Origin of the sequence: Streptomyces sp. DT2A-34, from assembly GCF_030499515.1 — a bacterium.
Lineage (GTDB): Bacteria > Actinomycetota > Actinomycetes > Streptomycetales > Streptomycetaceae > Streptomyces.
Window position 1 is genome coordinate 5,311,916 of the sequence record NZ_JASTWJ010000001.1, and the last position, 26,760, is coordinate 5,338,675.

Below are 26,760 nucleotides of genomic sequence, written 5' to 3' on the forward strand. Positions count from 1 at the left end.
TAAATTTGAAGCAACAGGTTTGTCGGCCGCGTCACAGACCCGCGTCACAGACCGGACTCGTGCCTCACGAACAGGACTTGCCGGAGCGCCGCCGCCAGGGCACGTCGTCGGCGGTGGCGTGCGCGTCCTCTCCCTGGAAGCCCTCGGCGACCGCGGTGAAGATCTCCTCCAGCTGTCCGACCTGCTCCGGGGTCAGCCGGTCGAAGAGCAGCGCCCGCACGGTCTCCACGTGCCCCGGAGCCGTGCGCTCCAGGACACGCATCCCTTCCTCGGTGATCGCCGCGATGCTGCCCCGCTTGTCCCAGCGGCAGTCCTCGCGCCGCACCAGCCCGTCCTTCTCCAGGCGCGTCACGGCGTACGTCAGCCGGCTGCGGGTGATCTTCAGCCCTTCCGCGAGATCGGTCATGCGCAACCGGCGCTCCGGAGTCTCGGACAGGGTGGCGAGGATGGAGTAATACAGATGGGGCATGCCGGCTTCCTGCTGGAGCTGCCGGTCCAGCGCGTCCTCCACGAGGGCGGCGGAGGCGATGTAGGCGCGCCAGGCGCGCTGCTCCTCGGGGGTGAGCCAGCGAGTCGTCATGCCCCCAGTGTAGGTTTGTTTCAAACTTGAACCAAGCCCGAGTTTCCCCGACCGAGCCGGAGAGCGCGCCGATGCCGTCGTACCCCTACGTCCTGCTGTCCGCCGCGGTCTCCCTGGACGGCTACCTCGACGACACCACCCCCGAGCGCCTGCTCCTGTCCAGCCCGGCCGACTTCGACCGCGTCGACGAGGTGCGGGCTGGCGTGGACGCGATCCTCATCGGCGCCGGCACGATCCGGGCGGACAATCCCCGGCTGCTGGTGAACTCGGCCGAGCGGCGGGCCGCGCGGGTGGCGGCGGGCAAACCGGAGTATCCGCTGAAGGTCACGGTCAGCGCGTCCGGCGAACTGGATCCGGCGGCGAACTTCTGGCACACGGGCGGCGAGAAGATCGTCTATACGACGGAGAAGGGCGCGGAGCGGCTGCGGCGGACGCCGGTCGCGGCGGATGTGGTCGCACTGGGCGCGGACCTGGACTGGCGGGCGCTGCTGGAGCACCTGCGCGAGGTGCACGGCGTCGAGCGGCTGATGGTCGAGGGCGGCGGCACGATCCACACGCAGCTGCTGCAGCAGGGCCTCGCGGACGAGGTCCAGCTGGTGCTGGCGCCGCTGTTCGTCGGGGACCCGGACGCACCGCGGCTGTTCGGGCCGGGCGGGTACCAGGGCGGCCGGCTCCGGCTGCTGGAGACGCGACGGATCGAGGACGTCGTCCTGATGCGCTACGAGCCGACGGCGCCCGGCGTCGGCGCCCTTCCCTCCGCCGCGGACCGGCACTGGCTGGCACTGGCGTGTGACCTGGCCGCGCAGTGCCCGCCGTCGGAGACGGCCTTCAGCGTCGGGGCGGTGGTCGTGGCGGCCGACGGCACGGAGCTGGCGCGGGGGCACTCCAGGGAGGGCGACGATCCCGTGGTGCACGCGGAGGAGGCGGCGCTGGGGAAGATCGCGGCCGGTGATCCGAGGCTGGCGTCGGCGACGGTGTACAGCAGCCTGGAGCCGTGCACCCGGCGGGCCTCGCGGCCGGCGCCCTGCGCCCGGCTGATCCTGGAGGCCGGGGTGCGGCGGGTGGTGACGGCTTGGCGGGAGCCGGACACGTTTGTGGTGGGCGCCGACGGGAGCGGGCTGCTGGCGCGGGAGGGGGTGGATGTCCTGGTCCTGCCGGAGTACGAAGAGCGGGCAAAAGCCCCGAATGGGCACCTGCTGCCGTGACGCCGGGAAAGGCGTGTGCTTTCTGTCCTGCGGATGGCGTACTATTGAGTCATCGCCGCGGGGTGGAGCAGCTCGGTAGCTCGCTGGGCTCATAACCCAGAGGTCGCAGGTTCAAATCCTGTCCCCGCTACTGAAAGTTCAGGGCCGGAACCAATTGGTTCCGGCCCTGAGTGTTTTCCCGGTGTTCGGCCCACGGGCTTGCCCCTCTTTCCCCCGTCGTCCGGTCGGCCCTCACCACTCGCTCCCCACCCCGTTTCGGCAACCCTGGTGAGGTGGAGGAACGGCGGATCTCGCACGCACGCCGGTTCGCCCGGCTGCTCCCCGCCCTGCTGATCGCGGCCGGGGGCGCGTACGACTACACCACGCCCACCGAATTCACCGGCGCTCCCTTCTCCACCGCCGCACCCCTCGTCGCCGCCCCGCTCTACTCGCTGCGCGGCACGGTGCTCACGGGGCTCGTCGCCTTCGCCGCACTGCTCGTGCTCCGCATCGCGCTCGGCGGCACCCCCGGCGCAGAGGTGATCACCGAGCTGGCCACCGTGGTCACCGTCTCCGCGCTCGCCGTCCTCGTCAACGTCCTCGTCCGCCGCAGCGACGAGCGCCTCGCCTCCGCCCGTGAGATCGCCGAGGCCGCCCAGCGCGCCGTACTGCCCGAGCCCGCCGAGCGGATCGGCGGGTTCCAGATCGCGGCACGGTACGAGGCCGCGCAGGAGGGCGCCTCCATCGGCGGCGACCTGGACGCCGTGCAGGACACTCCGCACGGCGTCCGGGTCCTCGTGGGGGACGTGCGCGGCAAGGGCATGGGGGCGGTCGCGGCGGTCGCCGTCGTCATCGGGGCCTTCCGGGAGGCCGCTGAGCAGGAGGCCACGCTGGAGGCGGTCGCGCACCGGCTGCAGCGGGCGCTGCCGCGTGAGCGCACGCGGCGGGAGGGGATCGACTCCTCCGAGGGCTTCACCACCGTCGTGCTCGCCGAGCTGCCGCACGGCAACGGGACCGTGCGCCTCGTCGAGCGAGGACATCCGCCGCCCCTGCTGCTGTACGCCGACGGCACCGTGCGCTCGCTGCACGCCCCCGAGCCCGCGCTGCCGCTCGGCATGGGCGAGCTCGGCGCCCTGGCCCGACCGGGCCCAGGAGGCCGGCTTCCCGAGCGGTGCCACACTGCTGAGGAGCGGCTCGCGGGACGGGACAACGCCTGTCGCAGGCCGGCCGCGCCGCTCGACGTGCTCGCGGCGGAGGCGCGCGGGCACCCCGGGGGCGGCATGGCGGACGACCTGGCTCTCATCGCCGTACGACGGCAGTGATCGTTGTCACCGGACGTGATCGGGCGACCGCCCTCCGCATAACAACTGACATACCGTCAATACCTGTGTGATTCCTGAGCCCTGGCCAACTCGCCCGATTTAGGACGCTCATGACCTGTAAGTCCAGGCGAGAATCGTTAATGATCAAGTGGAACAGCTTGGAATCCGCACCTCGCGTCTATTAACGTTCGATAACGCAGCGCGGTCGTCCCAGCCGTCACAAGAGGCGGCTCCGCGCGCACGCGCCGAATCCCGCAAGGGAACCGGGGAACCACCACCTTGGGGTGAATCGCATGGATGCCGCCGTGAACTCACGGCCGGTATACGCGCGTAGGAGACCTTCCTGCTCCGAACCCGTCAGCTAACCCGGTAGGCGAGAAGGAAGGAAAGGAGCACGCCCACGTGGCGTCCAACCGGCCTGCCCAGCAAGCCCCGTTCGTGCCGAGTCAACGCGGTGCAGACACCTTTGGCTACGACCGCCACCGCACCGACGAGGGCCCGTTGGAGGAGTGGAACCCCACCGCGGAGTCCATTCGTCCCGTACGCGGCAGGCATCGCGTCTCCAAGCAGCGAGGCGGGGGACTCGCCCGCAGCTCCACGGTTCTCGGCGTCGGCGTCATAGCCGCCGTCGGCGCGGGCGGCATGGCCAGCGCGAACAGCGGCAAGCCGCCGGTCGCCATCACCATGCCGGACCTGCCCCTGATCTCCGACGACTCCGCCGAGCCCGCCGAGGACACGGCCACCGCGCTCAGCACCATGGGCACGGCCACCGAGGAGACCACGCAGGGCACCACCGACGCCGGCGAGGCGCTGCGCAGCCGGATCATCGCGCAGGCCGAACTGCAGCAGGACCAGATCGACAACAAGGCCGCCGCGGCCGCCGTCGCCGCCGCCGAGAAGGAGGCCGCCGCCGCGGCCGCCAAGGCGGAGGAGGAAGCCGAGGCCAAGGCCGCCGCCGCGAAGGCCAAGGCCGAGGAGGAGGCCCGCAAGAAGGCCGAGGCCGAGCGCCTGGCCGAGCTGGCCAAGCAGTTCACGCTGCCGACCTCCTCGTACACCATCAGCTCGACCTTCGGTCAGGCCGGCGCCTACTGGTCCTCCGGCTACCACACGGGCCTCGACTTCGCCGCCCCCACCGGCACGCTGATCAAGGCGGTGCACTCCGGCACGATCACCTTCGCCGGCTGGGACGGGTCGTACGGCTACAAGACGGTGCTCACCCTCGACGACGGCACCGAGCTCTGGTACGCGCACCAGTCCTCGATCAGCGTGAGCGTCGGCCAGAAGGTCAACACGGGCGACGTCATCGGCCGCGTGGGCGCCACGGGCAACGTGACCGGCGCACACCTGCACCTCGAGGTGCACCCCGACGGCAGCACGAGCGGCATCGACCCGCTGGCGTGGCTGCGCGGCAAGGGGCTTACGCCCTGAGGTTCCCCCACTTCTGATCCCCGGCGGTCCTGACGGCAACCCCCCGACGTCAGGGCTGCCGGTTTTCGGAGCGCCGGGGTCCGCTTGTTTACGGGAACTTTGCGGCGGCCCCGGAAGACCGGCCTCCGCCAAGGGCGTTGTTATGGAGCATGACTGCTTCCCTGCGCAAGCTCGGCTCCTCCGACCTCGAGGTCTTCCCGCTCTCCCTCGGCGGCAACGTCTTCGGCTGGACGGCGGACGAGCCCCAGTCCTTCGCCGTCCTCGACGCCTACGCGGCGGCGGGCGGCAACTTCATCGACACGGCCGACTCTTACTCGGCATGGGTCGAGGGCAACGTGGGCGGCGAATCCGAGACCATCATCGGCAAGTGGGTGAAGGCACGCGCCAACCGCTCCGACGTCGTCATCGCCACGAAGGTCAGCCAGCACCCCGACTTCCAGGGCCTGACCGCGGCCAACATCAAGGCGGCCGCTGAAGCCTCCCTGCGCCGCCTCGGCACCGACTACATCGACCTCTACTACACCCACTTCGACAAGCCGGAAGTGCCGGTCGAGGAGATCATCGGCGCACTGGACGAGCTGGTGAAGGCGGGCAAGGTCCGGCACATCGCCGCGTCCAACATCTCGCCGGAGCGGCTGGCGGCCTCCCTGGCCTTCTCCGACCGCGAGGGCCTGGCCCGCTACGTCGCCCTCCAGCCCCACTACAACCTGGTCTCCCGCGACACCTACGAGGGCGACCTCCAGAACCTCGCCGAGCGGGAGGGCCTGGCCGCGGTCCCGTACTACGCCCTCGCGTCCGGCTTCCTCACGGGCAAGTACCGCGCCGGCACGGCGGTGCAGAGCCCGCGCGCCCAGGGCGCCGGCAAGTACCTGGAGACGGAGCGGGGCCGACGGGTACTGGCCGCGCTCGACGAGGTCGCCCAGGCCCACGAGGTCCCGGTGGCCACGGTGGCCCTGGCCTGGCTGGCGACCCAGCCGACGGTAGCGGCCCCGATCGCCTCGTCCCGGACACTCGAACAGCTACCGGCGCTGCTGGGGATGGCGGAGCTGAGGCTGACGGACGAGGAACTGGGGAGGCTGACGGAGGCGTCGGCCTGAGCCCGGCATCTCGGCATTTCAGCCCGTCCGGCGTTTGGGGACGAGGCCCGTTCAGGGCCGAAGCGGGGTCTGGGGCGGCAGCCCCAGCGGGGTCGAAGGGGCGGAGCCCCTGGGGGATGGGACGGGTAGGGGCGGCGGGGGCGAGCCAACCACTCCGCCCCCCGACGCTCACGTCCGATACGGGTTGTACGCGGGATACGGCGCCGCCCCATACCTGGGCCCGTACGGCTGCCCATACGCCGGCCAGTAAACCGGCACCGGCGCCCCGTACCCGTACGCCGACCAAGCCTGCGCGGCCCCCGCCTGCTCAAGCGCCGGCCGCGCCAGCTCCCGCCGTAGCCACAACTCGTGCAGCAACTCCCTTTCCCGTACGACGAAGTCGGCCCCGGCCCGCCCACGCCGCCCCCGATGCCGTAGAAAGGCCAACGACGTGGCGTACGCCTCGTACTGCGCCACCCCCCGAGCCGCAGCCCGCCCCCCACGGCGCCGCGCATACTGCCGTGCCATCCGCCTGGCCCGCATCGAGCCGAGCACGAAGGGCTCGCCCGGCGTCAGCCACCCGGCGACGACGTAGGCGGGCAACTCCTCGCGCACGGTCCTCAGCTCACGCTGCCGGGTCCAGATCACCAGCCACGTCAGCAGCCCGAACGCGGGCACCATGAAGGCCGCGTACACGGCGAAGAACCCGAACTCCCCGAAGGCCGACGAGCCGTTCCACAGGGCATGCATGCCCATGGCGAGCAGCAGCCCGGAGAGCGGGAGGAGGACGCGGCGCACATGCTGCCGCTCACCCGACAGCGCGGCGATGCCGAAGCCGATGCCGGTGAGGACGGTGAAGAGCGGGTGCGCGAAGGGCGACATGATCACGCGGACGAAGAAGGTCGCCGCCGTGACGGAGGCGATACCGCTGTCGCCGGAGAGCTGGTCGGTACCGAAGGCGGTGCCGAGGTAGAGGATGTTCTCGGTGAAGGCGAAGCCGGTGGCGGTGACCCCCGCTATCACCACGCCGTCGACCATCCCGGTGAAGTCCCGTCGGCGGAAGAGGAAGACGAGCAGGACGGCGGCGGCCTTCGCCATCTCCTCCACGACGGGCGCTATGACCGTCGCGCCGAGGGTGTCCGCGTGCGACGGGTCGGCCGTCGCGGTCGCTATCCATCTGGTCGCGAAGCTGTTGGCGACGATCGCTATCAGCGCCGCCGCGCAGGCGCCCCAGGCGAACGAGAACAGCAGATTGCGCCAGGGCCCCGGCTCGACCCGGTCCAGCCACCGGAAGGAGGCGACGAGCAGCGGCACGGGCAGGATGGCGAGCCCGAGCCCGACCAGGAACCCTTCGGTGCCGGTCTGCTCACGTACCAGGGCGAGGATGACCAGCCCGGAGAGCGCGAGCAGCGTGCTGAGCGCGCCGTAACGCACCCACCGCTTCTGCCACCAGTGCGCGTGCCGCAGTGCGCCGCCGGTGGGGCCGGTGGGAGGCGTCGGGTACGGGGGACAGGTGGCCACGGCATTGACCCTAACGAGGCAGGGGCGCCGCCCGCAGCAGCGCGAGGGGCTCTGGCGCCGGTGGGGGGTTGTGTGTCGGTGCTGGTGTAGATGCTCTTGTCGGTCGGTGCTGTTCTTCCGGCTGTCTTCCAGCTGTCTGCCGGATGTTCTTCCCGCTGCTCCTACCGCTGTACGCGCCGGAAGAGCAGGTCGTTCACCACATGACCCTTGTCCAGTCCCTGCCCCTCGAAACGGGTCAGCGGCCGGAACGGGGGACGGGGCGCGAAACCGCCGTCTTCCTGCGTGTTCTCGAAGTCGGGGTGCGCGGTCAGCACTTCGAGCATCTGTTCGGCGTACGGCTCCCAGTCGGTGGCGCAGTGCAGAAGAGCGCCGGGCTTCAGCCGGGTCGCGGCGAGGCTGAGGAACTCGGGCTGGATGAGCCGCCGCTTGTGGTGCCGCTTCTTGGGCCAGGGGTCGGGGAAGTAGACGCGCAGCCCGTCGAGCGAGTCGGGCGTGAGCATCTCGCGCAGCAGGATGATGGCGTCCCCGTTGCCGACCCGGATGTTGGACAGCCCGTTCTGGTCGGCGAGATTGAGCAGGTTTCCCTGCCCGGGGGTGTGGACGTCGACGGCGAGGATGTCGGTGCCGGGGTCGGCGGCGGCCATCTGGGCCGTGGCCCCCCCCATCCCGAAGCCGATCTCCAGCACGACGGGGTTGTCGTTCCCGAACAGCTCGGCGAGGTCCACGACGCGCCGGCCGTCGATGTCGAGCCCCCACTTGGGCCACAGCCGCTGCAACGCGTCCGCCTGCCCCGCGGTCACCCGGCTCCGCCGCGGCTGGAAGCTCCGGATCCGCCGCTCGAAGTGCGACCCGGCGGGGTCGGCCTTGGGCCCGTCCGGGAACCGGGGCTCACCCTTGGCCCGGGTATGCCGAACCGAGACACCGGGGACGTGGCCGGGATCGTCCTCGCCGGGGATGCCGGGGATGCCGGGCTGGGGGACTTCGGGGGCGTTGAGGGAGTCAGACACAGTGGGGTCGATTTTACGTGCTCCGCACGGTCCCCCTTCGGGCCACGACCGGCACGGCCGTCACCCTCGCCCCCTCGCCCCCTGCCGGCCGCTCAAGCTTCCCCGAGCACCGCCAACGCTCTGCGCGCCACCTCCCGCCCGATCGGCAGGGAAGCCGTCGCCGCAGGGCTCGGTGCGTTCAGCACATGCACCGCCCGTGGCCCCTCCCGGATCAGGAAGTCGTCCACCAGCGTCCCGTCCCGCAACACCGCCTGCGCCCGCACCCCGGCCGCCGCGGGCACCAGATCGTCCGCCGTCACCGCCGGCAACAGCCTGCGCACCGCCACGCCGAACGCCCCCTTGGACACCGACCGCCGCAGCTCCCCGGCCCCGTACCGCCAGTGCCGCCGCGCCATCCGCCACACCCCGGGCCACGCCACCGTCGCCCCGGCCTCCCGAGGCCGTACGACGCCCCAGCTGTAGCCCTCCCGGGCCAGCGCCGGCACCGCGTTGGGCCCGATGTGCACATCCCCGTCGATCCCACGCGTGAGGTGCACTCCGAGGAACGGGAACGCCGGATCCGGCACCGGATACACCAGCCCCCGCACCAGCTCGGGCCGCGCCAGCGAGTAGTACTCCCCCCGGAAGGGCACGATCCGTACCTCCGGCTCGTCCCCCGTCATCCGGGCCACCTCGTCGCAGTACAGCCCGGCACAGTTCACCAGCACCCGCCCCCGCACCACGTCCCCGCGCGTGGTCCGTACGGCGACCCCCAGCTCGGCCCGCCGGTCGACGCGCTCGACCTGCGCGCCGTACCGGATCTCCGCCCCCGACGCCTCGGCCAGCTGCCGGGCGACCCCGACGAAGTCGCACACGCCCGTCGTCCCGACGTGTATCGCGGCGAGCCCCCGCACCTCGGGCTCGTACTCCGCGATCTGCGCGGCGCCCAGCTCCCGGACCGGAATGCCGTTCTCCCGCCCGCGCTGCACCAGGGCGTGCAGCCGCGGCAGCTCCTCCCGCTCGGTCGCGACGATCAGCTTGCCGGTGACGGCGTGCGCGATGCCGTACTCCGCGCAGAACTTGACCATCTCGGCGGCGCCCCGCACCGCGTACCGCGCCTTCAGCGACCCCGGCCGGTAGTAGATCCCGCTGTGGATGACCCCGCTGTTGCGCCCCGTCTGATGCCGGGCGGGCCCCGGCTCCTTCTCCAGCACGGTCACCCGCGTGCCGGGTGCGGCCCGCGTGATCGCATACGCGGTGGACAGCCCGACGATCCCCCCACCGATCACGAGCACGTCACAGTCGTAGACGATCCCCGGCCGCACCTGCACCACCTCCTGCATCCGATAGTGCACTGCGCCACTGACAACGCGTTCAAACGCAGGGAAGACGGGGTCGTTCCGGCTCAGGCGGGGGCCATCAGCAACGGCCGTGCCCGCTCCCGCAGCTCCACGACCCGCGGCTCGTCCCCGTAGGGCTCCAAACGGTGCAGGAGATCCTTTACGTACTCCGTGGTGCGAGCCGACGATATGCGCCCCGCGACCTCCACCGCCCGCACCCCCTGCTCGCACGCCGCATCGAGATTGCCCGACTCGAGCTCGGCCACCGCCGAAACGACGAGCCGCAGCCCGTGCGACCGTACGAACTCCTCCGTCGGCTTCGACAGCGCCTGCTCCGTGAACCGTCGCACCTGCCGCGGCGCCTTCAGGTCCCGGTAGCACTCGGCGGCGTCCGCGGCGAACCGGTCGTAGGAGTAGAACCCGAGCCAGGACGGATCGTTGTCCCCCTCCCGGGACCGCTCCAGCCACCCCTCCGCCGCCTTCAGCGCCGCGCCGGCCGCCTGCGCGTCACTGGCGCGCGCGTGCGCGCGTGCCTCGACGAGCCGGAAGAAGCTCATGGTGCGGGCCGTGGCGAGCCCCCGGTTGCGCTCCAGGGCGGCCTGGGCGAGGTCGACGCCCTCGTCGCCGAAGCCCCGGTAGGTCGCCTGGAGCGACATCGACGCCAGGACGTACCCGCCGAGGGGCACGTCGGCGGCCGCGCGGGCGAGGCGCAGCGCCTGGATGTAGTACCGCTGGGCGGCCTCCTGCTGCCCGGTGTCGAAGGCCATCCACCCGGCGAGACGCGTGAGTTCGGCACTCGCCCCGAACAGGGCCCGGCCCACCTCGTCGGAGTACGAGCCGAGCAGCAGCGGTGCCGCCTCCACCCGTAAGCACTCGGGCACCATGGACGAACGCCAGTCGCCGCCTCCGTACTTGGAGTCCCAGCGCCTGGCGTCCTCGGCGGCCTCGCGCAGCTTCTGCACATCGCTGTGGCCGACTTTGAGCGGTGCGCCGGAGCCCTCGGAGGGGCTCACCTCGCGCGCGACCGAGCTGTCGGCCGGGGTTATCAGCCACCGTGAGGCAGGCGTTGCGTATGCGCTTACTGCGAACGATCCGGCCAGCGACTGCCAGATGCCGCCGGAGCCGGCGCGGCGCCCGGCGAGGTCGAGACGGTACAGCTCCGTCGCCGACTTCACCGCCTGTCCGACGTCCCGGGGGAAGGCGAGGCCCACTTCGGGTGCGGGGTCCGCGTCCGCCAGGCCGATCTCGTGGAGCGGCACCGGACGGCCCAGCTTCTGGCCGATGGCGGCCGCGATGAGGTGCGGCGCGGCGCCCTGCGGCACCATGCCCTTCGACACCCAGCGCGCCACCGACGTCTTGTCGTAGCGAAGAGTCAGGCCCCGCTGAGCGCCAAGATCGTTGACGCGTCGGGCGAGTCCTGCGTTGCTGATTCCCGCGAGGGCGAGAACGGCGCCGAGTTTTTCGTTCGGCCCGCGTTGCTCCCTGGACATGCGCCACCCCTCGACACAGACGGCTGCCGCGCTGGCATAACCACGCGGCATTCGTAAACCCAGCGTAGTTCGCCGCATCCCAAGCGTTAAGGGGCATTGTTCCGGATGGCGGGATTGTGGTCCGTACTCAAGTGCGCACCCCCTACGCACAGTTGTGGCGTGCTCCCGTTGTGTGGCCGTGCGCCTGTCCGTGCGCTCTTCTCCAGCCACCGGGGGAGCGGTTCCATGGCTTCTGCGTGGGTCGGCCCGCTGTACTGGATCCAGTGGGCTGGGGGATTCCGCCGCCTACATCCCCGCGGGCGGCGGAACGGTCCGGGGGGCGTACGGCGTTCCCCGGACTGCGCCCACGCCGAGCACGGCGAGTAGTGCGCAGGACTTGCACGGAGCGTGCGCGAGCCTGTCCCTGCAGCGCCGATTTGGCCGAAAATCGACCCTGCCTCTTCCGGGTACTTACCGCTCCCACCACGGAACTTGAGGGCGCATGGGGCGTTTTTAGGGAGCGTACCGGGGGCGCATTCGCGTCGCAGGCGTCGAGCGATCCCCTTGCCCCGCGCGGGTGTTCGGACCGCGCGTGGGCGCCCGCGTGGGCGCATTTCCAGGATCTCGGGCGGCTCCGCCGCCCCTCCACCGCGCGTCCTTCATGGCAGCATGGTGAACCGGTTCGTGCGGTGCACTGGTTGTCCACAGCCTGTGGAGGCGTCGATGCGGTGGTTGGTGGGATGGAGCAGCACCGCCGCGGTGGCCGCCGCGATCGGCTCCGCGGGGGCCACCGGAGGCGACGGCGAGACCGTGCACCCGGTGGGGTCCCAACTGCTGTGGGGCGACCCGGATCCGCTGTGGGCGGTCGGCGACTGGCGCCCGGACGAGGTGCGCGTGGTCAAGGCCGACGAGCAGACCCGGATCGCGGTCCTCGGCACCTGCGGGGCGAGCGACGAGCAACTGCGGGTCGGCCTGTTCGCCGCGCGCGGAGGGGCACTTCGGCATCTGACGGCGTGGTCCGGCAGCTACACGGCCGTCGTCCAGGTCGGCCGCCGGGTCACCGTGTGCGGCGATCTGGCCGGCGCACGGCCCGTGTTCTACACCCCCTGGGCGGGCGGTACGGCGTACTCGACGGCCGCGCTCCCGCTCGCCGACCTCATCGAGGCCAACCTCGACTTCGGCCACCTCGCCGCACTGCTCGCCGCCCCCGACGTACCGGCGGCCCTGCACGACTCCACCCCGTACGACGGCGTACGACGCATTCCGCCGGGGCATGCGCTGATCCTGCGCGCCGGGGCACGCGAGATCGCCGGGTACGAAGCGGTCGCCTCGCTGGCGGTGGCGGCGCCGACGGCGGACCCGGACAGCGCGGTGGACGCCGTACGGGACGCCCTGGTGGAGGCGGTACGCGCGCGTCTGTCCGCACCTCGCCATGTCCCCGGCGCCGACATAGACCCGGGCCCGGTCCCGGGCATGGGCCCCGCCGAACGGCGTGCCGCGCGCGGGATGCCGGTACCGGGCATCGGCGCGGACCTGTCCGGCGGCCCGGCCTCAGGAACTCTCGCCCTCCTGGCCGCCGGCCTCCCGGGAATGCCGGGGACGGTGCTGGGCCACGGCACGGGCGCGGGGGAGCGGTTGCTGGCGGTCACCTTCAACGACTTGGCGGTGGGGGGCCGCGAGGCGGAGCTGGAACGCGCGGGCACCTTGGCGGCCAACCCCCGGCTGCACCACGTAGTGGTCACCGGCGGCGAGGAGACGCTGCCGTACGCCGACCTGGACGGCCCGCTGACGGACGAGCCGGGCCCGAGCCTGGTGACGGCGGCGAGGCACCGCGCACGCCTGGCGTCCGGCAGCGCGGACCACTTCACCGGTTACGGCGCCCGCCAGGTCCTGGACGCCCACCCGGCCCGCTTGGCCGACCTCCTGATGGACCGCAAACGCCGCCACCTGGTCCGCCCGGTCGCGGCCCTGGCGAAGGCGGACGGCTCGGTCCTGGTCCCCGCGCGCGTGTACGGCGCGGCACGCAAACTGTCCCGCACCCCCTACCGAACAGGCCTGGAATCCCTGGCGGACCGCCTCCTCCACCGCCGCTTCGAGGAACCCGGAGGTGCCGTAGGGGCGTCGCTCGCCGCGCTCACCTGGGCCAGACCGGGCCCGGCGGCCCGCTGGCTGACCGGCGAGGCGCTGGCTGAAGTATCGGTTCGTCTGCAAGCGGCGACGAGCCGCAACGGCGTGGGCCCCGGTCAACGCCCCGGCGACTACCGCGCGCGTGCGGCACTGGCCCGCCACGCGTCCGACCTACGAGTCCTGGAACAAGCCGCTGAGATCCGCTTCCAGCGCCTCCACACCCCGTTCCTCGACAACCAGGTCGTCCGCGCCTGCCGAGCCCTCCCCGAGGCCCTGCGCGTCCAGCCCGGCGCCCGCGCCGCGATCCTCCGTACGGTCCTGGAAGGCGCCGGAGTCGCCGACCTCCCCCCGGGCTGGGGCGCCCCGTCACACGCGCCGACGGCGGTCGCGGCCCGAACGGGCCTGAGGGTGGCCGCGGACTCGTTGATGGCCCTCTTCGGCACCCCTCTCCTCGCCCAAGCGGGCTTGGTGGAGGCCCGCGTGGTCCGCAAGGCCCTCCGCGCGGCAGCCGAGGGCGAACCCCTCCCCCTCGACGGCCTGGCCGACCTGGTCTCCCTGGAACTGTGGCTACGCCGCCTACTGGCCCGCCGAGGCACCTGCTGGACGGGCACACCGGCCCGACAGCGGGCGGTACCGGCGGGGATCAGGCCGCAGCGGGGGGCGCTGGGGGCGGGGGCGGCGGGGCGGGCGTAGGCGAGTACTTGAACGCAGGGGTCCTGAGCGACTGCAGGGGGCGCTCGGGAGGACGGTAGGGCTCGCTTCGGGCGACCGGGGGGCGTGCTTCGGGTGACGCAAGAGCACTGCTCGACCCCGGCCTGCTTCATCCAGCCCGTCCGGCGCTTGAGGACGAGGCCGCGCCATCCTTAGCCCCCACCCACCCGTAGAGGGCGTGGCCTCTCGGCGCCGGTCCAGGCACCCCAGCCCGTCCGGCGTTTGAGGACGAGGCCCGTTCAGGGCCGAAGCGGGGTCTGGGGCGGCAGCCCCAGCGGGGTCGAAGGGGCGGAGCCCCTGGGGGATGGGACGGGTAGGGGCGGCGGGGGCGAGAACCCTCCCGGCCCGCACCCGAACGACCACCGCAACCACGAGCCCCCGACCCGCCCCCCCGCCGAACCGACCCTCCCGGCCACCAAAACCCGTGCCACCCACAGCCACCCCCGCCACAATGACCCGGTGCGGTACAGAATCCTGGGCATCACCCAGGCGGAGGACGAACAGGGCACCGTCATACCCATCGCCGGCCCCCGCCTACGCGCCCTGCTCACGGCCCTGGCCCTACGCCCCGGCCACCTCACCACCCCCGACACCCTGATCGACGAGATCTGGCCCGACGACCCACCCCAGGACGCCCTCGCCGCCCTCCAGGCCCTGATCGGCCGCCTGCGCCGCACACTCGGCAAGGACGCCATCACCTCCGCCCCCGGCGGCTACCGCCTCACGGCCACGAAGAACGACGTAGACCTCTTCGTCTTCGAACGCCTCGTACGCCAGGGCACCACCGCCCTCCACAGCGGCGCCCCCGCCACCGCCGCCCACGACCTCACCGCCGCCCTCGCCCTGTGGCGCGGCCCCGCCCTGGTCGACCTCCCCGCCCGCACCGCCGCCGCGACCCGCCCGGAGGCCCTGCGCCTGGAGGCGACCCGGGCCCGCATCGAGGCGGACCTGCGCCTCGGCCGCGCCCAGGACGCCGTACCGGAACTGAGAGAACTGACCGAGGCGCACCCGTATGACGAGCCGCTGCACGCCCTCCTCATCCGCGCCCTGCGCGACACGGGCCGAGCCGCCGACGCCCTCACGGTCTACGAAACCGCCCGCCAAGCCCTCGCCGAAGGCCTCGGCACCGACCCCGGCCCCGAACTCCGCGCCCTGCACACCGACTTGCTGACACCGAAGCCCTCCGAGACGGAACCCCAGCCGCAACCACAACCACAAACGGAACCGCAACCACAACCACAACCACAAACGGAACCGCAACCACAACCGCAACCGCAGCCCACCCCGTCAAACCCGCCGGCCTCCCAACCCCAACCCCCCGAACGCGCCGGCAACCTACGTCCCCGCCTTACCTCTTTCGTGGGCCGGGAACTCGAACTCGACGCCATCCGTTCCGAATTGCACAGGGCCCGACTGGTCACGCTCACCGGACCGGGCGGCTCTGGAAAGACCCGCCTCGCCGAGGAAGCCGCCGCCGAGCTCCCACAGGCATGGCTGGTCGAGCTCGCCCCGCTCGACCAGCCGGAGGCGGTGCCGGGCGCGGTGGTCAACGCACTCGGTCTGCGCAAGACCGTGCTCATGACCAACGAGCTGACGGCCCCGCAGGACGACCCGGTCGCCCTGCTGATCGAGTACTGCGCCCCGCGCAGCCGACTCCCTGATCCTTGACAACTGCGAACATGTCATCGACGCGGCCGCCACCCTCGCCGAAACCCTGCTCACCCGCTGCCCAGGGCTCACGATCCTCGCCACCAGCCGTGAACCCCTGGGCATCCCCGGCGAGTCGGTGCGCCCGGTCGAGCCCCTGCTCCCCGACCAGGCACACCGCCTCTTCGCGGAGCGCGCGGCGGCCGTCCGCCCCGACGCCGTGCTGCGCGACGAGCGCGTCCAGGAGGCCGTCGCCGAGATCTGCCGCCGCCTCGACGGCCTGCCGCTCGCCATCGAGCTGGCGGCGGCCCGGCTACGGCTGCTCACCCCGCGGCAGATCGCCGACCGCCTCGACGACCGCTTCCGCCTCCTCACCTCCGGAAGCCGTACGGTCCTGCCCCGCCAGCAGACCCTGCGCGCCGTCGTCGACTGGTCCTGGGAACTGCTCGACGAACGGGAGCGCACGGTACTGCGCGAGGTGTCCGTCTTCGCGGGCGGCTGGGACCTCGCGGCGGCGGAGGCCGTGTGCACCGGGCCGGTCGCGGACCTCATGGGCGCGCTGGTCGACAAGTCCCTGATCGTGGCCACCCCGTGCGAGCGGGACGGCTCCGACGTCATGCGGTACCGCCTGCTGGAGACCATCCACGAGTACGCCGTCGAGCGCGCCGCCGAGGTTCCCGAGCTGCGCCGCGCCGCCGAGCGCAAGCACCGCGCATGGGTGCGCGCGCTCGTCGAGCAGGCCGAACCACTGCTGCGTTCCGCCGACCAACTCCCGTGGATCTCCCGCCTGGAGACGGAGCTGGACAACATCAGGGCGGCCCTCGACCGCGCCCTCACGGCGGGTGACGAACCGGATGCCACGTCCATCGCCCTCGCCATGGGCTGGTTCTGGTGGCTGCGCAACTACCGCCAAGAGGGCACAGCCTGGATCGACCGGACCCTGCGACTGGGGGCGGCCCTGGACACCCTCGGCACCGACGCGCCGACGGCCTCCTTCGACCCCCGGGCCGCCTCCTTCGGCCCCCGGGCCGCCGCCCTCGATTCCCGGATCGCCGCCGTCGACCCGATCGACGCCTTCCTCGCCACCCCCGAAGAGGAGACCCACCACCCCCTGCACCACCCGCTGCACCTCCCCCGAATGAACCTCCGCCTGCTCCACCTCTTCCTCAAGTCCGAGACCGAACCGCTCGACGCGCTGCTGGACGAGCGGATGCGGCGCTACATGATCCGGATGCGGGACTTCTTCGAGCGGGGAGGCCCGCGGTCGGCGCGGCTGCCGGGGCTCGTCTGGCCGTTGATCGCCTTCTTCCTGAGCGACTCGCGGGACATCCGGACCGCCATGGACGTCGCGGTCGCCAACTGCCGCGCCCACGGCGGCGACTGGGAGGTCGGCGTCTCGCTGATGTTCCGTACGCACATGGCCGTCGACTCACCCGGCGACCTGGAGGGCATCGACGACGACCTCGCGGAGCTGCGGATCCTCAGCCGTCGCGTCGGCGACCGCTGGATGTGGGCCCAGGTGTGCAGCGCGGCAGGCGAGACGGCCATGTCGCGCAGCCGCTTCAAGGAGGCCAAGGGCGAGTACGAGGAGGCGCTGCGGCTCGCCCACGAGGTGGGCGCGTACGCCGAGACCCCGTTCCTCGTCGCCCGGCTCGCCGAGATCGCCTACCGCTCGGGCGACCGTACGGCCGCGCGGGCCGCGTTGAACGAGGCGAGCGCGGCGGCGGACCGTTACGGCGTGGCCGACTCGCGGGCGTTCGTCCTGCTGCTGCGGGCCCAGATCGCGCTGGACGACCAGGAGACCGCCCGCGCGCGTGAGATGTGCGAGGGGGCCCGCGCGGAGATGGCTCGCGGCACGCCACCGCCCCAGTTCATCGCGATGCTGAACGCGGTCGACGCCCTCGTCGTGACGGCCGAGGCGGGCCCGCAGCACGGACTGCCCCTGCTGGCCGACACGCTGCGCGTGGCCGTGGAGAACCGGTGCGCCGACGTGATCACGGCGACCCTCACGGACGCCGCGGCGGACCTGCTGACCCGCCTCGGCGACCACCCGTGCGCGGTCCGCCTGCTCGCCGCCTCGGAGCACTGGCGCCGCGGCCATCCACGCCCGCTGCCGGAGCGCGCGTACGCCGAACGGGCCGAGGCCGCCGCCCGCACCGCACTGGGCGCCGAGCGGTTCACCGACGAGCACACCCGAGGCACCGCCCTGACCCGGGACGACGTCCTGCGCGACCTCGCCGAGGCCGTGCGCGACCTCCGCGGCCCTACCCGCAGCTGAACTTCGACTCCGCCCAGTCCGCCAGCAGCAGGGTGTCGAAGGTGCTGTGCGGCTCGACCACGAGCCGTACGGTCCGGCGCCCGGTGAGGTTCACATGGACCGGCACCGCCGCGTCCCCGCCCTTGAGCACCGCGGACCGCCACAGCCGGACGCCGTCGGCGTAGACCGAGAAGGAGAACTCGCCGAGCCCCAGGTTCGTGTCGTCGACGCCGACCATCGCGTCGTAGGCGGAGCACTCCCGGTTGAGGTCGATGGTGACGGAGGACCGGCCGTGCACGGTGACGCCGTGCGCGTACTGCTTGTCGGCGATCGACACGCCGTACCGCTGCCACATCCAGCTGCTCTCGCCGAGCCGCATCTCGGGCTCGGTGCCGTCGCCGGCGAGGTCGTACGACAGCTCGCTCCACTGGTAGACGGCCGGGGCGGGCGGAGGCGGCGGAGTCGGTGTCGGCGTCGGCGTCGGGGTGGGGGCAGGGGTCGGAGTCGGGGAAGGCTTGGGCGTCGGACTGGGTGTGGGCGACGGCGTAGGCGTAGGCGTCGGAGTGGGTGTCGGGTCGGGCTTCGGCTCCGCGGCCGGGACGATCGCCGGTGGCTCTTGGGCCGGCGGCTCCGGGGCCGGCTCCTCCTTCGACGGTTCGGGCGTCGGCGTCTCCTCGACGATGGGGGAGGGGACGGGGGGTTGCTTGGCGTCCGTCTTGTCGGCCGGTTGGTCGTTGCCGGCCAGCGCGAGCACGATCGCCGCCGCCACGCCAACGGCGACCACACCGGCCGCGAGACCGGCCTTCAACGGCGCGCCGAGCCCTTCGGAAGCGGCCGCGCCGCCCCCGCTGCTCGCCCCGCCGGAACTGCCGCCCGCCGCCCCGGCCCCACCCGCGGCACCGCTCGACGAACCGCCGCCCGCCGCGGCGGTCGCCCCCGCCGCACCGGCCGCGCCCGCCCCGGCACCACCGGCGATGAGCCCGGCCGCCTTGGCGTACCCGGCGGCGCCGAACCAGCCGATGACCGCGATCGGTACGACGGCGGGGATACCGCTGGCGACTTCCTTGATCTGGCCCGCGGCCAGCCGGCACTTGGCGCACTCGTCCAGGTGCTTGCGCAGACCGCGTTCGGCACGGGTGCGCAGGCTGCCGCGGGCGTAGGCGCCGAGCCGGTCGGCGTAACGGGCGCACTCCTCGTCGCCGGCGAGGCTGGCGCTGACGTGGGCCTGGAGGTAGGCCTGCTTGAGCCCTTCGCGGGCGCGGCTGGCGAGCACGCGCGTGCCGTTGGCGTCGAGCCCGAAGAGCGTGGCGACCTCGCTCGGCGACTCGTCCTCGACCTCGGTGTGCCACAGCACCGCCTGCCAGCGCTCCGGTAGTGACCGGAAGGCCTGCATGGCCAGGGACTGCTCGGCCTCGTGCAACGCCCGCACGTCCGCGCCGAGGTCGAGTGTGTCGTCATCCGACACTTCGGACACGCGCGCGGACTGCGCGGCGAACACCGCGAAGTCGTCGACGAGCTGCTCCCGCCGCGCCGACCTCGTCCAGTCCGCGGCGGCCCGCCGGATCGAGGTGAGCAGATACGCGCGTACGGCGTGCTCGGGGCCGGAGCCGCCGCGTACCGCCTGGAGCATGCGGGCGAAGACCTCGGCGGTGAGGTCGTCCGCGGTGTGGGCGTCACGGCAGCAGGTGCGCGCGTACCGGCGCACCGCTCCCGCGTGGCGCCGGTACAGCTCCTCGTAGGCGGTGTCGTCGCCGGAGCGCATCCGCCCGATCAGGTCGGCGTCCGACGGCAGCAGCTCGCGCGGCGGCGGCAGCGTGCTGTCCTCGCGCCGGTCGCGCTGAGCCGGGACGCCGCCCTCCGCGCGCCCCTGAGAGCGGCCTCCCGCGGGCATGCCACCCGGCGGCAGGTCCGCCCGTCCGCCCTGACTCGGCACCTGCGGAGTCGCCGAGTCACCGTCGCCGAGTGACTCGTCCCGACCGTCAACGCTCATCGCGGATGCCCCCGCCGCCAGCTCTACCCGTCCCGGACACCGGGTCAGGGTGCCATATTGGCTTTCGGTCAGGACCCACCCATACGGACCATCCACTCGTCCGTGGGCACTTCCCGCACCGCCGTACTAGGCCTCACCCGTACAAGGAGAGCTCAAACAGCGGGGGCCGTCGGAGAGTTGAGCGTGAGGCCGGAAGGTACGGCATGTTCCGCGACGGTGTTCGAGGCGAGGACAGCACAACACCCCGCCTCCTGGTCACCCCTTCGAAGTCACAGTCACGCCTGAGGCCGCGACCGCAACCCCTCCAGCAGGATGTCCAGCAACCGCGCCGAGGCCGCCGCCTGCTGCGCCGCATCCGGCAGCGAGGGCGCCGCCGTCGCGATCACCAGCAGGACGTCCGACACCGACACGTCGGCCCGCAGCTCGCCCGCCGCGCGCGCCCGCTGCACGAGCTGGCCCACCACGTCGAGCAGTGCCGCCGCCCCGGCGTCGTCCACCGCGTTCGCCGTCACCGCCGCAGGCTGCTCCGGCACCAACCGCAGCTCACCCGCGCCCGGCTGCGTCCGCTGCTGCGGCACCCGGGCCTCCTCCAGCACGGTGCCGTCCTCGGCGACCCCGACCCGCAGCACCTGCGGCGGCAGCAGCCGCCCGGCGCCCGAGGCCACCGACGTGCGCAGGAAGCGCGAGAGCGCCGACCACGGCTCGTCCTCCTGGCCGAGCGCCGCACGCGCCTGGTCGGTCAGCCGGGAGGTCTCCTCCTCGGCTATCCGGCGCACCAGGACGTCCTTGCTCGGGAAACGCCGGTACACCGTCCCGACGCCGACCCGCGCGCGCCGCGCCACATCCTCCATCGGCGCGCCGTACCCCAGCTCGCCGAAGACCTCACGCGCCGCACGCAGCACGTGCTCCAGATTGCGCTGTGCGTCCACGCGCAGCGGCGTCGTACGCGAGCTGTCCCCGCGCACACTGCCCGCCGCCGCGCTCATCGTGCCGCCCACCGCTCCGCCGCCCGATGCGATGGCGGACGCGGAAGACCAACGAGAATCCTGAACATGCATAAGCGATCCCCCGGTAATGACGTCTCCCCCCGGAGACACTCCCCGTCATTGCAAAGCCGGAGCGTCGCGGAACAAGCCCAGACCACGAGCCCGCCCTGTGTGAGTCGCGGACCCGAAGAGCGCATCCCCCTACACCCCGTCGACACACGAACATAGTTGAGCGAGGGTCAATTCAGAAGGGGCACGTTCCGCACGGAGCGCCCCTCGATCGGAGTACGGGTCGTTTACGTCCAGATTTCACCCCCGACGATCCCCCGGCGCACACCCGTTGACCTGCGGAACTTCCCCGCACTCCGGCAATTCGGCCAAATCGCGGCGCCGCCGATCTCCGGTCACACAAATTGCCGAGCCTGTGGACAAACGCAAGCGTCGGGTGCGTCATGGGATGGTGAAGGAACGTGCGCGCATTCTCGTTGTCGGCGGCGGCTACGTCGGGATGTACACGGCCCTGCGCCTCCAGCAGAGGCTGAAACAGGAACTGGGGCGGGGCGAAGCGGAGATCACGCTCGTCACTCCCGACCCATACATGACGTATCAGCCTTTCCTCCCCGAAGCGGCCGCAGGCTCCATCTCCCCGCGCCACGTGGTCGTACCGCTGCGCCGCGTCCTGCCCCAGTGCCGGATCATCATCGGCGAGGCCACGGCCATCGACCACGCCAAGCGCACCGCGACCCTCTCCACCCTGGCCTCGGAGGAGGAGGGCACAGGCAGCGAACAGCTCTCCTACGACGAACTGGTCCTCGCCCCCGGCTCCGTCTCGCGCACCCTCCCCATCCCCGGCCTCGCCGACCACGGCATCGGCTTCAAGACCGTCGAAGAGGCCATCGGCCTGCGCAACCACGTCATCGAGCAGATGGACATCGCCTCCTCCACCCGCGACCCGGCGATCCGCGACGCGGCCCTCACCTTCGTCTTCGTCGGCGGCGGCTACGCGGGCGTGGAGGCGCTCGGCGAACTCGAGGACATGGCCCGCTATGCCACGCGCTACTACCACAACGTCCGCCCCGAGGACATGAAGTGGATCCTCGTCGAGGCCTCGGACCGCATCCTGCCCGAGGTCGGCGAGGACATGGGCCGCTACACCGTCACCGAACTGCGCCGCCGCAACATCGACGTACGCCTGCACACCCGCCTGGAATCCTGCGTGGACCGCGTCGCCGTCCTCAGCGACGGCGCCCGCTTCCCGACCCGTACGGTCGTCTGGACGGCCGGCGTCAAACCGCACCCGATCCTCGCCGCGACCGACCTGCCACTCAATGAGCGCGGTCGGCTGAAGTGCACCCCGGAGCTGACCATCGAGGGCACCACGCACGCGTGGGCCGCGGGAGACGCCGCCTCCGTCCCCGACGTCAGCGCCGCCGATCCCGGCAAGGAGTGCGCCCCCAACGCCCAGCACGCCCTGCGCCAGGCCAAGGTGCTGGGCGACAACATCGCCCACACCCTGCGCGGCGAGCCCCTGGAGACGTACGCCCACAAGTACGCGGGGTCGGTCGCCTCCCTCGGCTTCCACCAGGGCGTCGCCCACGTCTACGGACGCAAGCTGAAGGGCTACCCTGCCTGGTTCATGCACCGCGTCTACCACCTGAGCAGGGTGCCGACCTTCAACCGAAAGGCCCGCGTCCTGGCCGAGTGGACCCTGTCGGGGCTCTTCAAGAGGGAGGTCGTCTCCCTCGGTTCGCTCGAACATCCCCGAGCGGAGTTCGAACTCGCGGCCGGTGGAAAGGCTCCTCACAACCCGGAAGGCGACCCGAAGGGGTCGTCCTGACCGGACCCAGGAACTCCACCGACGAGGCAGGCGTCTGACGGGTGTCGGCCAGGTCGGCCGCCCTGCCAGACTGATCCCCGAACCGATCCCGACCACGAGGCTCTCCGCACAGTGCTGCAACCCCGGGGTGCTGATGCCCCTCAGACCCCAGGCCGGGTCCGGAGCTGGCCGCAGACGACGACACGAGGCAAGGATTCGTGAACTTCACGCGCTGGAGCGCCCGGCTCCCCGGAACGCAGCGCCGCGCCGCAGCGCGGACCGAACCCGCGGCGGTCACCCAGGACCGCCGGGGAGAGAGCCCGGGCGCCGTCCCCGCGGCCCGCGCCGAACAACTCACCGACGAGGCCGAGCCGATCCCCGCGGTGGACGAACTGCCGGTCCGTGAGGTCCTGGACCGAGTCCCGGCCCTGGTCGCCCTGGTCCACGGCTCCGACCACCGCCTGGCCTACGTCAACGACGCCTACGTGGCAGCCTTCGGCCTGCGCCCCCCGGGCGAACCGGCCCGCGAGGCCCTCCCCGAACTGGCCGAACTGGGCCTGCTCCCCCTCCTCGACCAGGTCCTGCGCAGCGGCAAGCCCCGCACCCTCAAGTCCCGCAAGGCCCCCGACGGCCGCTCCTACACCTTCACCTGCACCCCCGTGACGGAGGGCGACGGCGGCGTCCTCGTCTTCGCCACGGACGTCACCGACCACGCGGAAGCCGCCGAGCGCCTGCGCGCCAGCGAACGCCGCCAACGCGAAACGGCCGTCACCCTCCAACGCTCCCTCCTCCCCCAGGAGCTCGAAGAGCCGGACGACCTGCGCGTCGCCGCCACCTACCACCCCGGCGGCACGGAGGCCGCGGTCGGCGGCGACTGGTACGACGTGATCACCCTCGGCGGCGGCCGTACGGCCCTGGTGATCGGCGACGTCATGGGCAGAGGCGTACGAGCAGCCGCGGTCATGGGCCAACTCCGTACGGCGGTGAGGGCATACGCCCGCCTGGACCTCCCCCCGCACGAGGTGTTGCAGCTACTGGACGGCCTGGCGACGGAAATCGACGCCAACCAGATCGCCACCTGCGTCTACGCCGTCCACGACCCGAACGAGGGCCGCCTGGTGTACGCCTCCGCCGGCCACCTCCCGATCCTGGTCCGCGACGAGAGCGGCGCGGTCCAACGCGCCGACGAACCGACCGGCCCACCCCTCGGCACGGGCGGCTGGATGCACGCCTCCGGCTCGATCGCCCTGGGCCCCGGCTCCACGGCGGTCCTCTACACCGACGGCCTGGTGGAACGCAGGGACGAGGACCTGGACGAGGGAATCGCCTCCCTGGAACGAGCCCTGGCCGGCGCGACCGGCACCCCCCAGGTCATCTGCGACCGCCTGGTCCGCACAGCAGGCGTGACAGCAGACCACGACGACGACGTAGCAGTCCTGGTCCTCCAGCACCCGGCCCGCACGGGCCCCGACAGCGAGCTCTTCCGCAACGCGGCCCTGGAACTCCTCGGCGGCATCGAAGCGGCCCCACGCGCGCGTGCCTTCGCCTCCGGCGTCCTCACGAGCTGGCGCTTCCCGACCGACCTCCACGACCTGGGCGTCCTGGCGGCCAGCGAACTCGTCGCCAACTCCCTCCAACACGGCACCCCACCCATGCGCCTACGCCTGCGCCGAACCGACCGCCGCCTGATCATCGAGGTCACCGACGGCGACGACCACCTCCCACGCCGCCGCCGCGCCGAACCGGGCGACGAATCAGGCCGAGGCATCGCCATCGTCGCCACCGTGGCCTCCGCCTGGGGCTCACGGAGAACCCCGGGCGGCGGAAAGGCAGTGTGGTGCGAGTTCGCCCTACCGAAACAGCCCCCCGAGCCCCCAAGACCCCAGCCCATCCGGCACCCCTAGCCCCCACCCACCCGTTGGGGGCTAGGCCGTGCGGAGCCGGCTGTCGCTCCTCAGCGCCGGCCCAGGCATTTCAGCCCGTCCGGCGTTTGAGGACGAGGCCCGTTCAGGGCCGAAGCGGGGGTCTGGGGGCCGCAGGCCCCCAGGGGGCGGGGTCGAAGGGGCAGCGCCCTTGGGGATGGGCCGGGTAGGGGCGGCGGGGGCGAGAAAAACTCAGGCACGCGAGCGAGCCGCCCCCGCAGCCGCCGCAGCCCCCTGCGCCACCACCCGACTCTTCCCCAACCACGGCTGATCCTGCACGGCACTGAGCCGACGCCCCAGCCGCACAGCGAGATACGTGATCCCCAACGAGAACACCAGAAACGTCACGACATACGGCCCATGCAGCGACGCCCCCATGGGCCCACCCACCGCCGGCCCCACCGCCAACGCAAGCTGCTTCACCAGGGCAAACGCAGAGTTGTACTGCCCAGCCATCCCCTCCGGAGCCAAGTCCGCCACCAGCGGAGCAACCGTAGGAGACAACATCGCCTCACCCAGCCCGAACAGCGCATACGTCGAGATGAAGGCAGCCGTCGCCATCTCCTGACTCCCGTGCCCCAGCCCCGCATACCCCGCCGCGACCCAAGCCACAGCCCAGATCAGCCCCACAGCCGCGATCACCCGCGACCGCCTCCGCCGCTCGACGAACTTCAGCACGGCGAACTGAGCCACCACGATCATCGCGGTGTTGGCCGCCAGCGCGGTACCGAGCGCCGACGTGGAAACCCCAGCCGCCTCGACCCCGTACGCAGCGAGCCCCGACTCGAACTGCCCGTAGCAAGCGAAGAACAGCACGAACCCCAGCACACACAGCTGCACCATCGCCCGATTCCCGAGCAACTGCTTCCAGCTCCCCTTCGCCGACCGGCCCCCCGGCGCCCCCTCGATCCGCGGCGCACGAGGCATCCGCACAGTCGACATCACCACGACGAGCACCAGGAACATCGCCGCCTCGACAGCGAACAACAACGTGAACGACGAGACACTCGACGCGTCGACGAGGTGCCCACCGATCAGACCGCCGACCCCCAGCCCCAGGTTCTGCAGAAAGAACTGCGTCGCGAACGCCCGCGACCGAGTCTCCGCAGAGGAGCAGTCCACGATCATCGTCGCGAGCGCCGGCTGCATCACGGCCTGCCCCGCCCCGAGCGCGACCGCCGACATCAGTACGGCCGACGCACCCCCCGCGAGCCCCAGGCTCAGCGACCCGACCGCGGCAGTGACCAGAGCGGCGAGCAGCACCGGCAGCGGGCCACGCCGGACGATCGCCCGCCCGGCGAACGGCAGCACGACCAGCGCGGCCACGGCGAAGACGGCGAGGACGAGCCCCGCCGTCATGGAACCCAGCCCCCGCACCTGCGCCACATAGACGTACAGGTAGGGGACGGTGAAACCGAGCCCGAACGCGCTGAGTGCGTTGCCCACGTGGATCCGGCGCATCGCTGCGCCCATCGCCCTGGTCACGTTCACCTCTCTCGTATGTAGACCTGAAGACTTCAAAGCTAAACTTCGAAGCTAAACAGTACACATCGAAGGACTTCAACGCCAAGCAAGCCCATGCGATACTCGGCCCATGGGCGACACCCCGGACATCAGCGAACCGACACTCGAAGAACAGATCGCCGCCTACCAGCGGGAGTTCCAGGACCTCGACCCCCAGGTCGAGAAGATCGTCTCCGCGCTGTCCCGCCTGAACCGCCGCATGAACGTCGCCTACGGCCGCCAGACCGCCGCCCTCGGCATCAGCAACGCCGAGTGGGAAGTCCTCAAGGCCCTCGTCCTTTCCGGCGCCCCCTATCGCATGGGCCCCAGCGACATCGCCAAGCGCCTTGGCCTCACCCCGGCCGCCATGACCCACCGAATCGACCGCATGGTCACCGAGGGCCTGGTCACCAGGGAGCGTGACGAGTCCAATCGCGTCCGCGTGATCGTGGAGCTGACCGTGGAAGGCCGAGAGAAGTGGCTCGAAGCGATGCGTCTGGCCTCTGTCTTCGAGGAGGACCTCCTCCAGGACCTCTCCGCGGATGAACGCACCGCCCTCGGCGAGGTCCTCACCCGCCTGCTCCGCAGGGTGGAACACGCCCAGCCGGACGCCGGCGGACGCCTCAGCGACCTGGACTGATGCGCGGCCGCCACCGGCGGCAAAAGATCTTGACAGAGGACGCTTGACAGCCCCCTGCCCGATCCGTAGAGTTCTTCGGGTTGCTGCGGAGCCGTAACGGTTCTGCGACAGCACCTTCCGCCGCGAGAGCGGCAACCCAAACCACAAGCACGACCTCCCAACGGGGTTGAATTCGGCGTGCCCGAATTCAATTCGATTTGGGTTCGGCAGCTCGATTAGGAACTTGCCGAGAGGATCCGCTAAGGTTTGGGACGT

15 protein-coding genes, 1 tRNA gene, 2 pseudogenes and 1 riboswitch are annotated in these 26,760 nt (G+C 71.9%); of the genes and pseudogenes, 10 read left to right on the forward strand and 8 right to left on the reverse strand.

The window, feature by feature from the left end; translation table 11 throughout:
* Nucleotides 1-64: 64 nt before the first annotated feature.
* The gene (locus tag QQM39_RS23615) at nucleotides 65-580 is read right to left on the reverse strand and encodes a MarR family winged helix-turn-helix transcriptional regulator (RefSeq protein ID WP_301999492.1); all 516 of its coding nucleotides are present in this window, start codon (nucleotides 578-580) and stop codon (nucleotides 65-67) included.
* A 71-nt stretch (nucleotides 581-651) separates the two neighbouring features.
* Here QQM39_RS23615 and QQM39_RS23620 point away from each other — a divergent pair, with 71 nt between their 5' ends.
* The 5 genes and pseudogenes from QQM39_RS23620 (at nucleotide 652) to QQM39_RS23640 (ending at nucleotide 5,611) form a co-directional block, all read left to right on the forward strand.
* The gene (locus QQM39_RS23620) at nucleotides 652-1,785 is read left to right on the forward strand and encodes a dihydrofolate reductase family protein (protein ID WP_301999493.1); all 1,134 of its coding nucleotides are present in this window, start codon (nucleotides 652-654) and stop codon (nucleotides 1,783-1,785) included.
* A gap of 56 nt (nucleotides 1,786-1,841) precedes the next feature.
* Nucleotides 1,842-1,915, forward strand: a tRNA-Met gene (locus QQM39_RS23625).
* A 142-nt stretch (nucleotides 1,916-2,057) separates the two neighbouring features.
* A pseudogene (locus QQM39_RS23630) lies at nucleotides 2,058-3,086 on the forward strand (PP2C family protein-serine/threonine phosphatase).
* Nucleotides 3,087-3,319: 233 nt separating this feature from the next.
* Nucleotides 3,320-3,477: riboswitch (cyclic di-AMP (ydaO/yuaA leader) on the forward strand.
* 11 nt (nucleotides 3,478-3,488) lie between these two features.
* Entirely contained in the window at nucleotides 3,489-4,514 is a 1,026-nt protein-coding gene (locus QQM39_RS23635) for a M23 family metallopeptidase (RefSeq protein WP_301999495.1), read from the forward strand.
* A gap of 149 nt (nucleotides 4,515-4,663) precedes the next feature.
* Nucleotides 4,664-5,611 (forward strand): aldo/keto reductase, encoded by a 948-nt coding sequence (locus tag QQM39_RS23640; RefSeq protein WP_301999497.1) that lies wholly within the window; start codon nucleotides 4,664-4,666, stop codon nucleotides 5,609-5,611.
* A 168-nt stretch (nucleotides 5,612-5,779) separates the two neighbouring features.
* Here the strand turns inward: QQM39_RS23640 and QQM39_RS23645 are convergent, their stop codons facing one another.
* The 4 genes from QQM39_RS23645 to QQM39_RS23660 all read right to left on the reverse strand — a co-directional run bounded on the left by QQM39_RS23645 (nucleotide 5,780) and on the right by QQM39_RS23660 (nucleotide 10,927).
* On the reverse strand, nucleotides 5,780-7,111 hold the full coding sequence (locus QQM39_RS23645; protein ID WP_301999499.1) for a PrsW family intramembrane metalloprotease: 1,332 nt from the start codon (nucleotides 7,109-7,111) through the stop codon (nucleotides 5,780-5,782).
* Between the two features lie 161 nt (nucleotides 7,112-7,272).
* Nucleotides 7,273-8,118 carry a tRNA (guanosine(46)-N7)-methyltransferase TrmB gene (gene trmB / locus QQM39_RS23650; RefSeq protein WP_301999501.1) on the reverse strand — a complete coding sequence of 282 codons (846 nt, stop codon included), beginning with the start codon at nucleotides 8,116-8,118 and terminating at the stop codon, nucleotides 7,273-7,275.
* Nucleotides 8,119-8,210: 92 nt separating this feature from the next.
* Nucleotides 8,211-9,440: an L-2-hydroxyglutarate oxidase gene (lhgO, locus tag QQM39_RS23655; RefSeq protein WP_302003700.1), complete on the reverse strand. Its 1,230-nt coding sequence runs from the start codon at nucleotides 9,438-9,440 to the stop codon at nucleotides 8,211-8,213.
* Nucleotides 9,441-9,502: 62 nt separating this feature from the next.
* Nucleotides 9,503-10,927 (reverse strand): MFS transporter, encoded by a 1,425-nt coding sequence (locus QQM39_RS23660; protein ID WP_301999503.1) that lies wholly within the window; start codon nucleotides 10,925-10,927, stop codon nucleotides 9,503-9,505.
* A 702-nt stretch (nucleotides 10,928-11,629) separates the two neighbouring features.
* Here QQM39_RS23660 and QQM39_RS23665 point away from each other — a divergent pair.
* The gene (locus QQM39_RS23665) at nucleotides 11,630-13,726 is read left to right on the forward strand and encodes an asparagine synthase-related protein (protein WP_301999505.1); all 2,097 of its coding nucleotides are present in this window, start codon (nucleotides 11,630-11,632) and stop codon (nucleotides 13,724-13,726) included.
* 477 nt (nucleotides 13,727-14,203) lie between these two features.
* Nucleotides 14,204-17,669, forward strand: a pseudogene (locus QQM39_RS23670) (BTAD domain-containing putative transcriptional regulator).
* Here QQM39_RS23670 and QQM39_RS23675 read toward each other — a convergent pair.
* Nucleotides 17,656-19,638 carry a sigma-70 family RNA polymerase sigma factor gene (locus QQM39_RS23675; RefSeq protein WP_301999507.1) on the reverse strand — a complete coding sequence of 661 codons (1,983 nt, stop codon included), beginning with the start codon at nucleotides 19,636-19,638 and terminating at the stop codon, nucleotides 17,656-17,658. The pseudogene QQM39_RS23670 and the gene QQM39_RS23675 overlap by 14 nt on opposite strands.
* A gap of 275 nt (nucleotides 19,639-19,913) precedes the next feature.
* Nucleotides 19,914-20,696, reverse strand: a complete 783-nt coding sequence (locus QQM39_RS23680) for a TetR/AcrR family transcriptional regulator (RefSeq protein WP_301999509.1) — start codon at nucleotides 20,694-20,696, stop codon at nucleotides 19,914-19,916.
* Nucleotides 20,697-21,081: 385 nt separating this feature from the next.
* On the opposite strand from QQM39_RS23680, the gene QQM39_RS23685 reads away from it, so the two are divergent.
* Both QQM39_RS23685 and QQM39_RS23690 read left to right on the forward strand, forming a co-directional pair.
* Nucleotides 21,082-22,461: an NAD(P)/FAD-dependent oxidoreductase gene (locus QQM39_RS23685; RefSeq protein WP_301999511.1), complete on the forward strand. Its 1,380-nt coding sequence runs from the start codon at nucleotides 21,082-21,084 to the stop codon at nucleotides 22,459-22,461.
* Nucleotides 22,462-22,658: 197 nt separating this feature from the next.
* On the forward strand, nucleotides 22,659-24,344 hold the full coding sequence (locus QQM39_RS23690; protein WP_301999513.1) for a SpoIIE family protein phosphatase: 1,686 nt from the start codon (nucleotides 22,659-22,661) through the stop codon (nucleotides 24,342-24,344).
* A gap of 210 nt (nucleotides 24,345-24,554) precedes the next feature.
* Here the strand turns inward: QQM39_RS23690 and QQM39_RS23695 are convergent, their stop codons facing one another.
* Complete coding sequence (locus QQM39_RS23695) at nucleotides 24,555-25,823, reverse strand: MFS transporter (protein ID WP_302003702.1); 1,269 nt, start codon at nucleotides 25,821-25,823, stop codon at nucleotides 24,555-24,557.
* Between the two features lie 133 nt (nucleotides 25,824-25,956).
* On the opposite strand from QQM39_RS23695, the gene QQM39_RS23700 reads away from it, so the two are divergent.
* A complete protein-coding gene (locus QQM39_RS23700; RefSeq protein WP_301999514.1) occupies nucleotides 25,957-26,505 on the forward strand; it encodes a MarR family winged helix-turn-helix transcriptional regulator in 549 nt (182 codons plus the stop codon).
* Nucleotides 26,506-26,760 lie beyond the last annotated feature (255 nt).

Excerpts from the sequence above, each read along its gene's own strand:
- QQM39_RS23615 (WP_301999492.1), bottom strand. The coding sequence starts at position 580 with ATGACGACTCGCTGGCTCACCCCCGAGGAGCAGCGCGCCTGGCGCGCC.
- QQM39_RS23620 (WP_301999493.1), top strand. The coding sequence starts at position 652 with ATGCCGTCGTACCCCTACGTCCTGCTGTCCGCCGCGGTCTCCCTGGAC.
- QQM39_RS23640 (WP_301999497.1), top strand. The coding sequence starts at position 4,664 with ATGACTGCTTCCCTGCGCAAGCTCGGCTCCTCCGACCTCGAGGTCTTC.
- lhgO (WP_302003700.1), bottom strand. The coding sequence starts at position 9,440 with ATGCAGGAGGTGGTGCAGGTGCGGCCGGGGATCGTCTACGACTGTGAC.
- QQM39_RS23660 (WP_301999503.1), bottom strand. The coding sequence starts at position 10,927 with ATGTCCAGGGAGCAACGCGGGCCGAACGAAAAACTCGGCGCCGTTCTC.
- QQM39_RS23665 (WP_301999505.1), top strand. The coding sequence starts at position 11,630 with ATGCGGTGGTTGGTGGGATGGAGCAGCACCGCCGCGGTGGCCGCCGCG.
- QQM39_RS23675 (WP_301999507.1), bottom strand. The coding sequence starts at position 19,638 with ATGAGCGTTGACGGTCGGGACGAGTCACTCGGCGACGGTGACTCGGCG.
- QQM39_RS23680 (WP_301999509.1), bottom strand. The coding sequence starts at position 20,696 with ATGCATGTTCAGGATTCTCGTTGGTCTTCCGCGTCCGCCATCGCATCG.
- QQM39_RS23685 (WP_301999511.1), top strand. The coding sequence starts at position 21,082 with ATGGTGAAGGAACGTGCGCGCATTCTCGTTGTCGGCGGCGGCTACGTC.
- QQM39_RS23695 (WP_302003702.1), bottom strand. The coding sequence starts at position 25,823 with ATGCGCCGGATCCACGTGGGCAACGCACTCAGCGCGTTCGGGCTCGGT.
- QQM39_RS23700 (WP_301999514.1), top strand. The coding sequence starts at position 25,957 with ATGGGCGACACCCCGGACATCAGCGAACCGACACTCGAAGAACAGATC.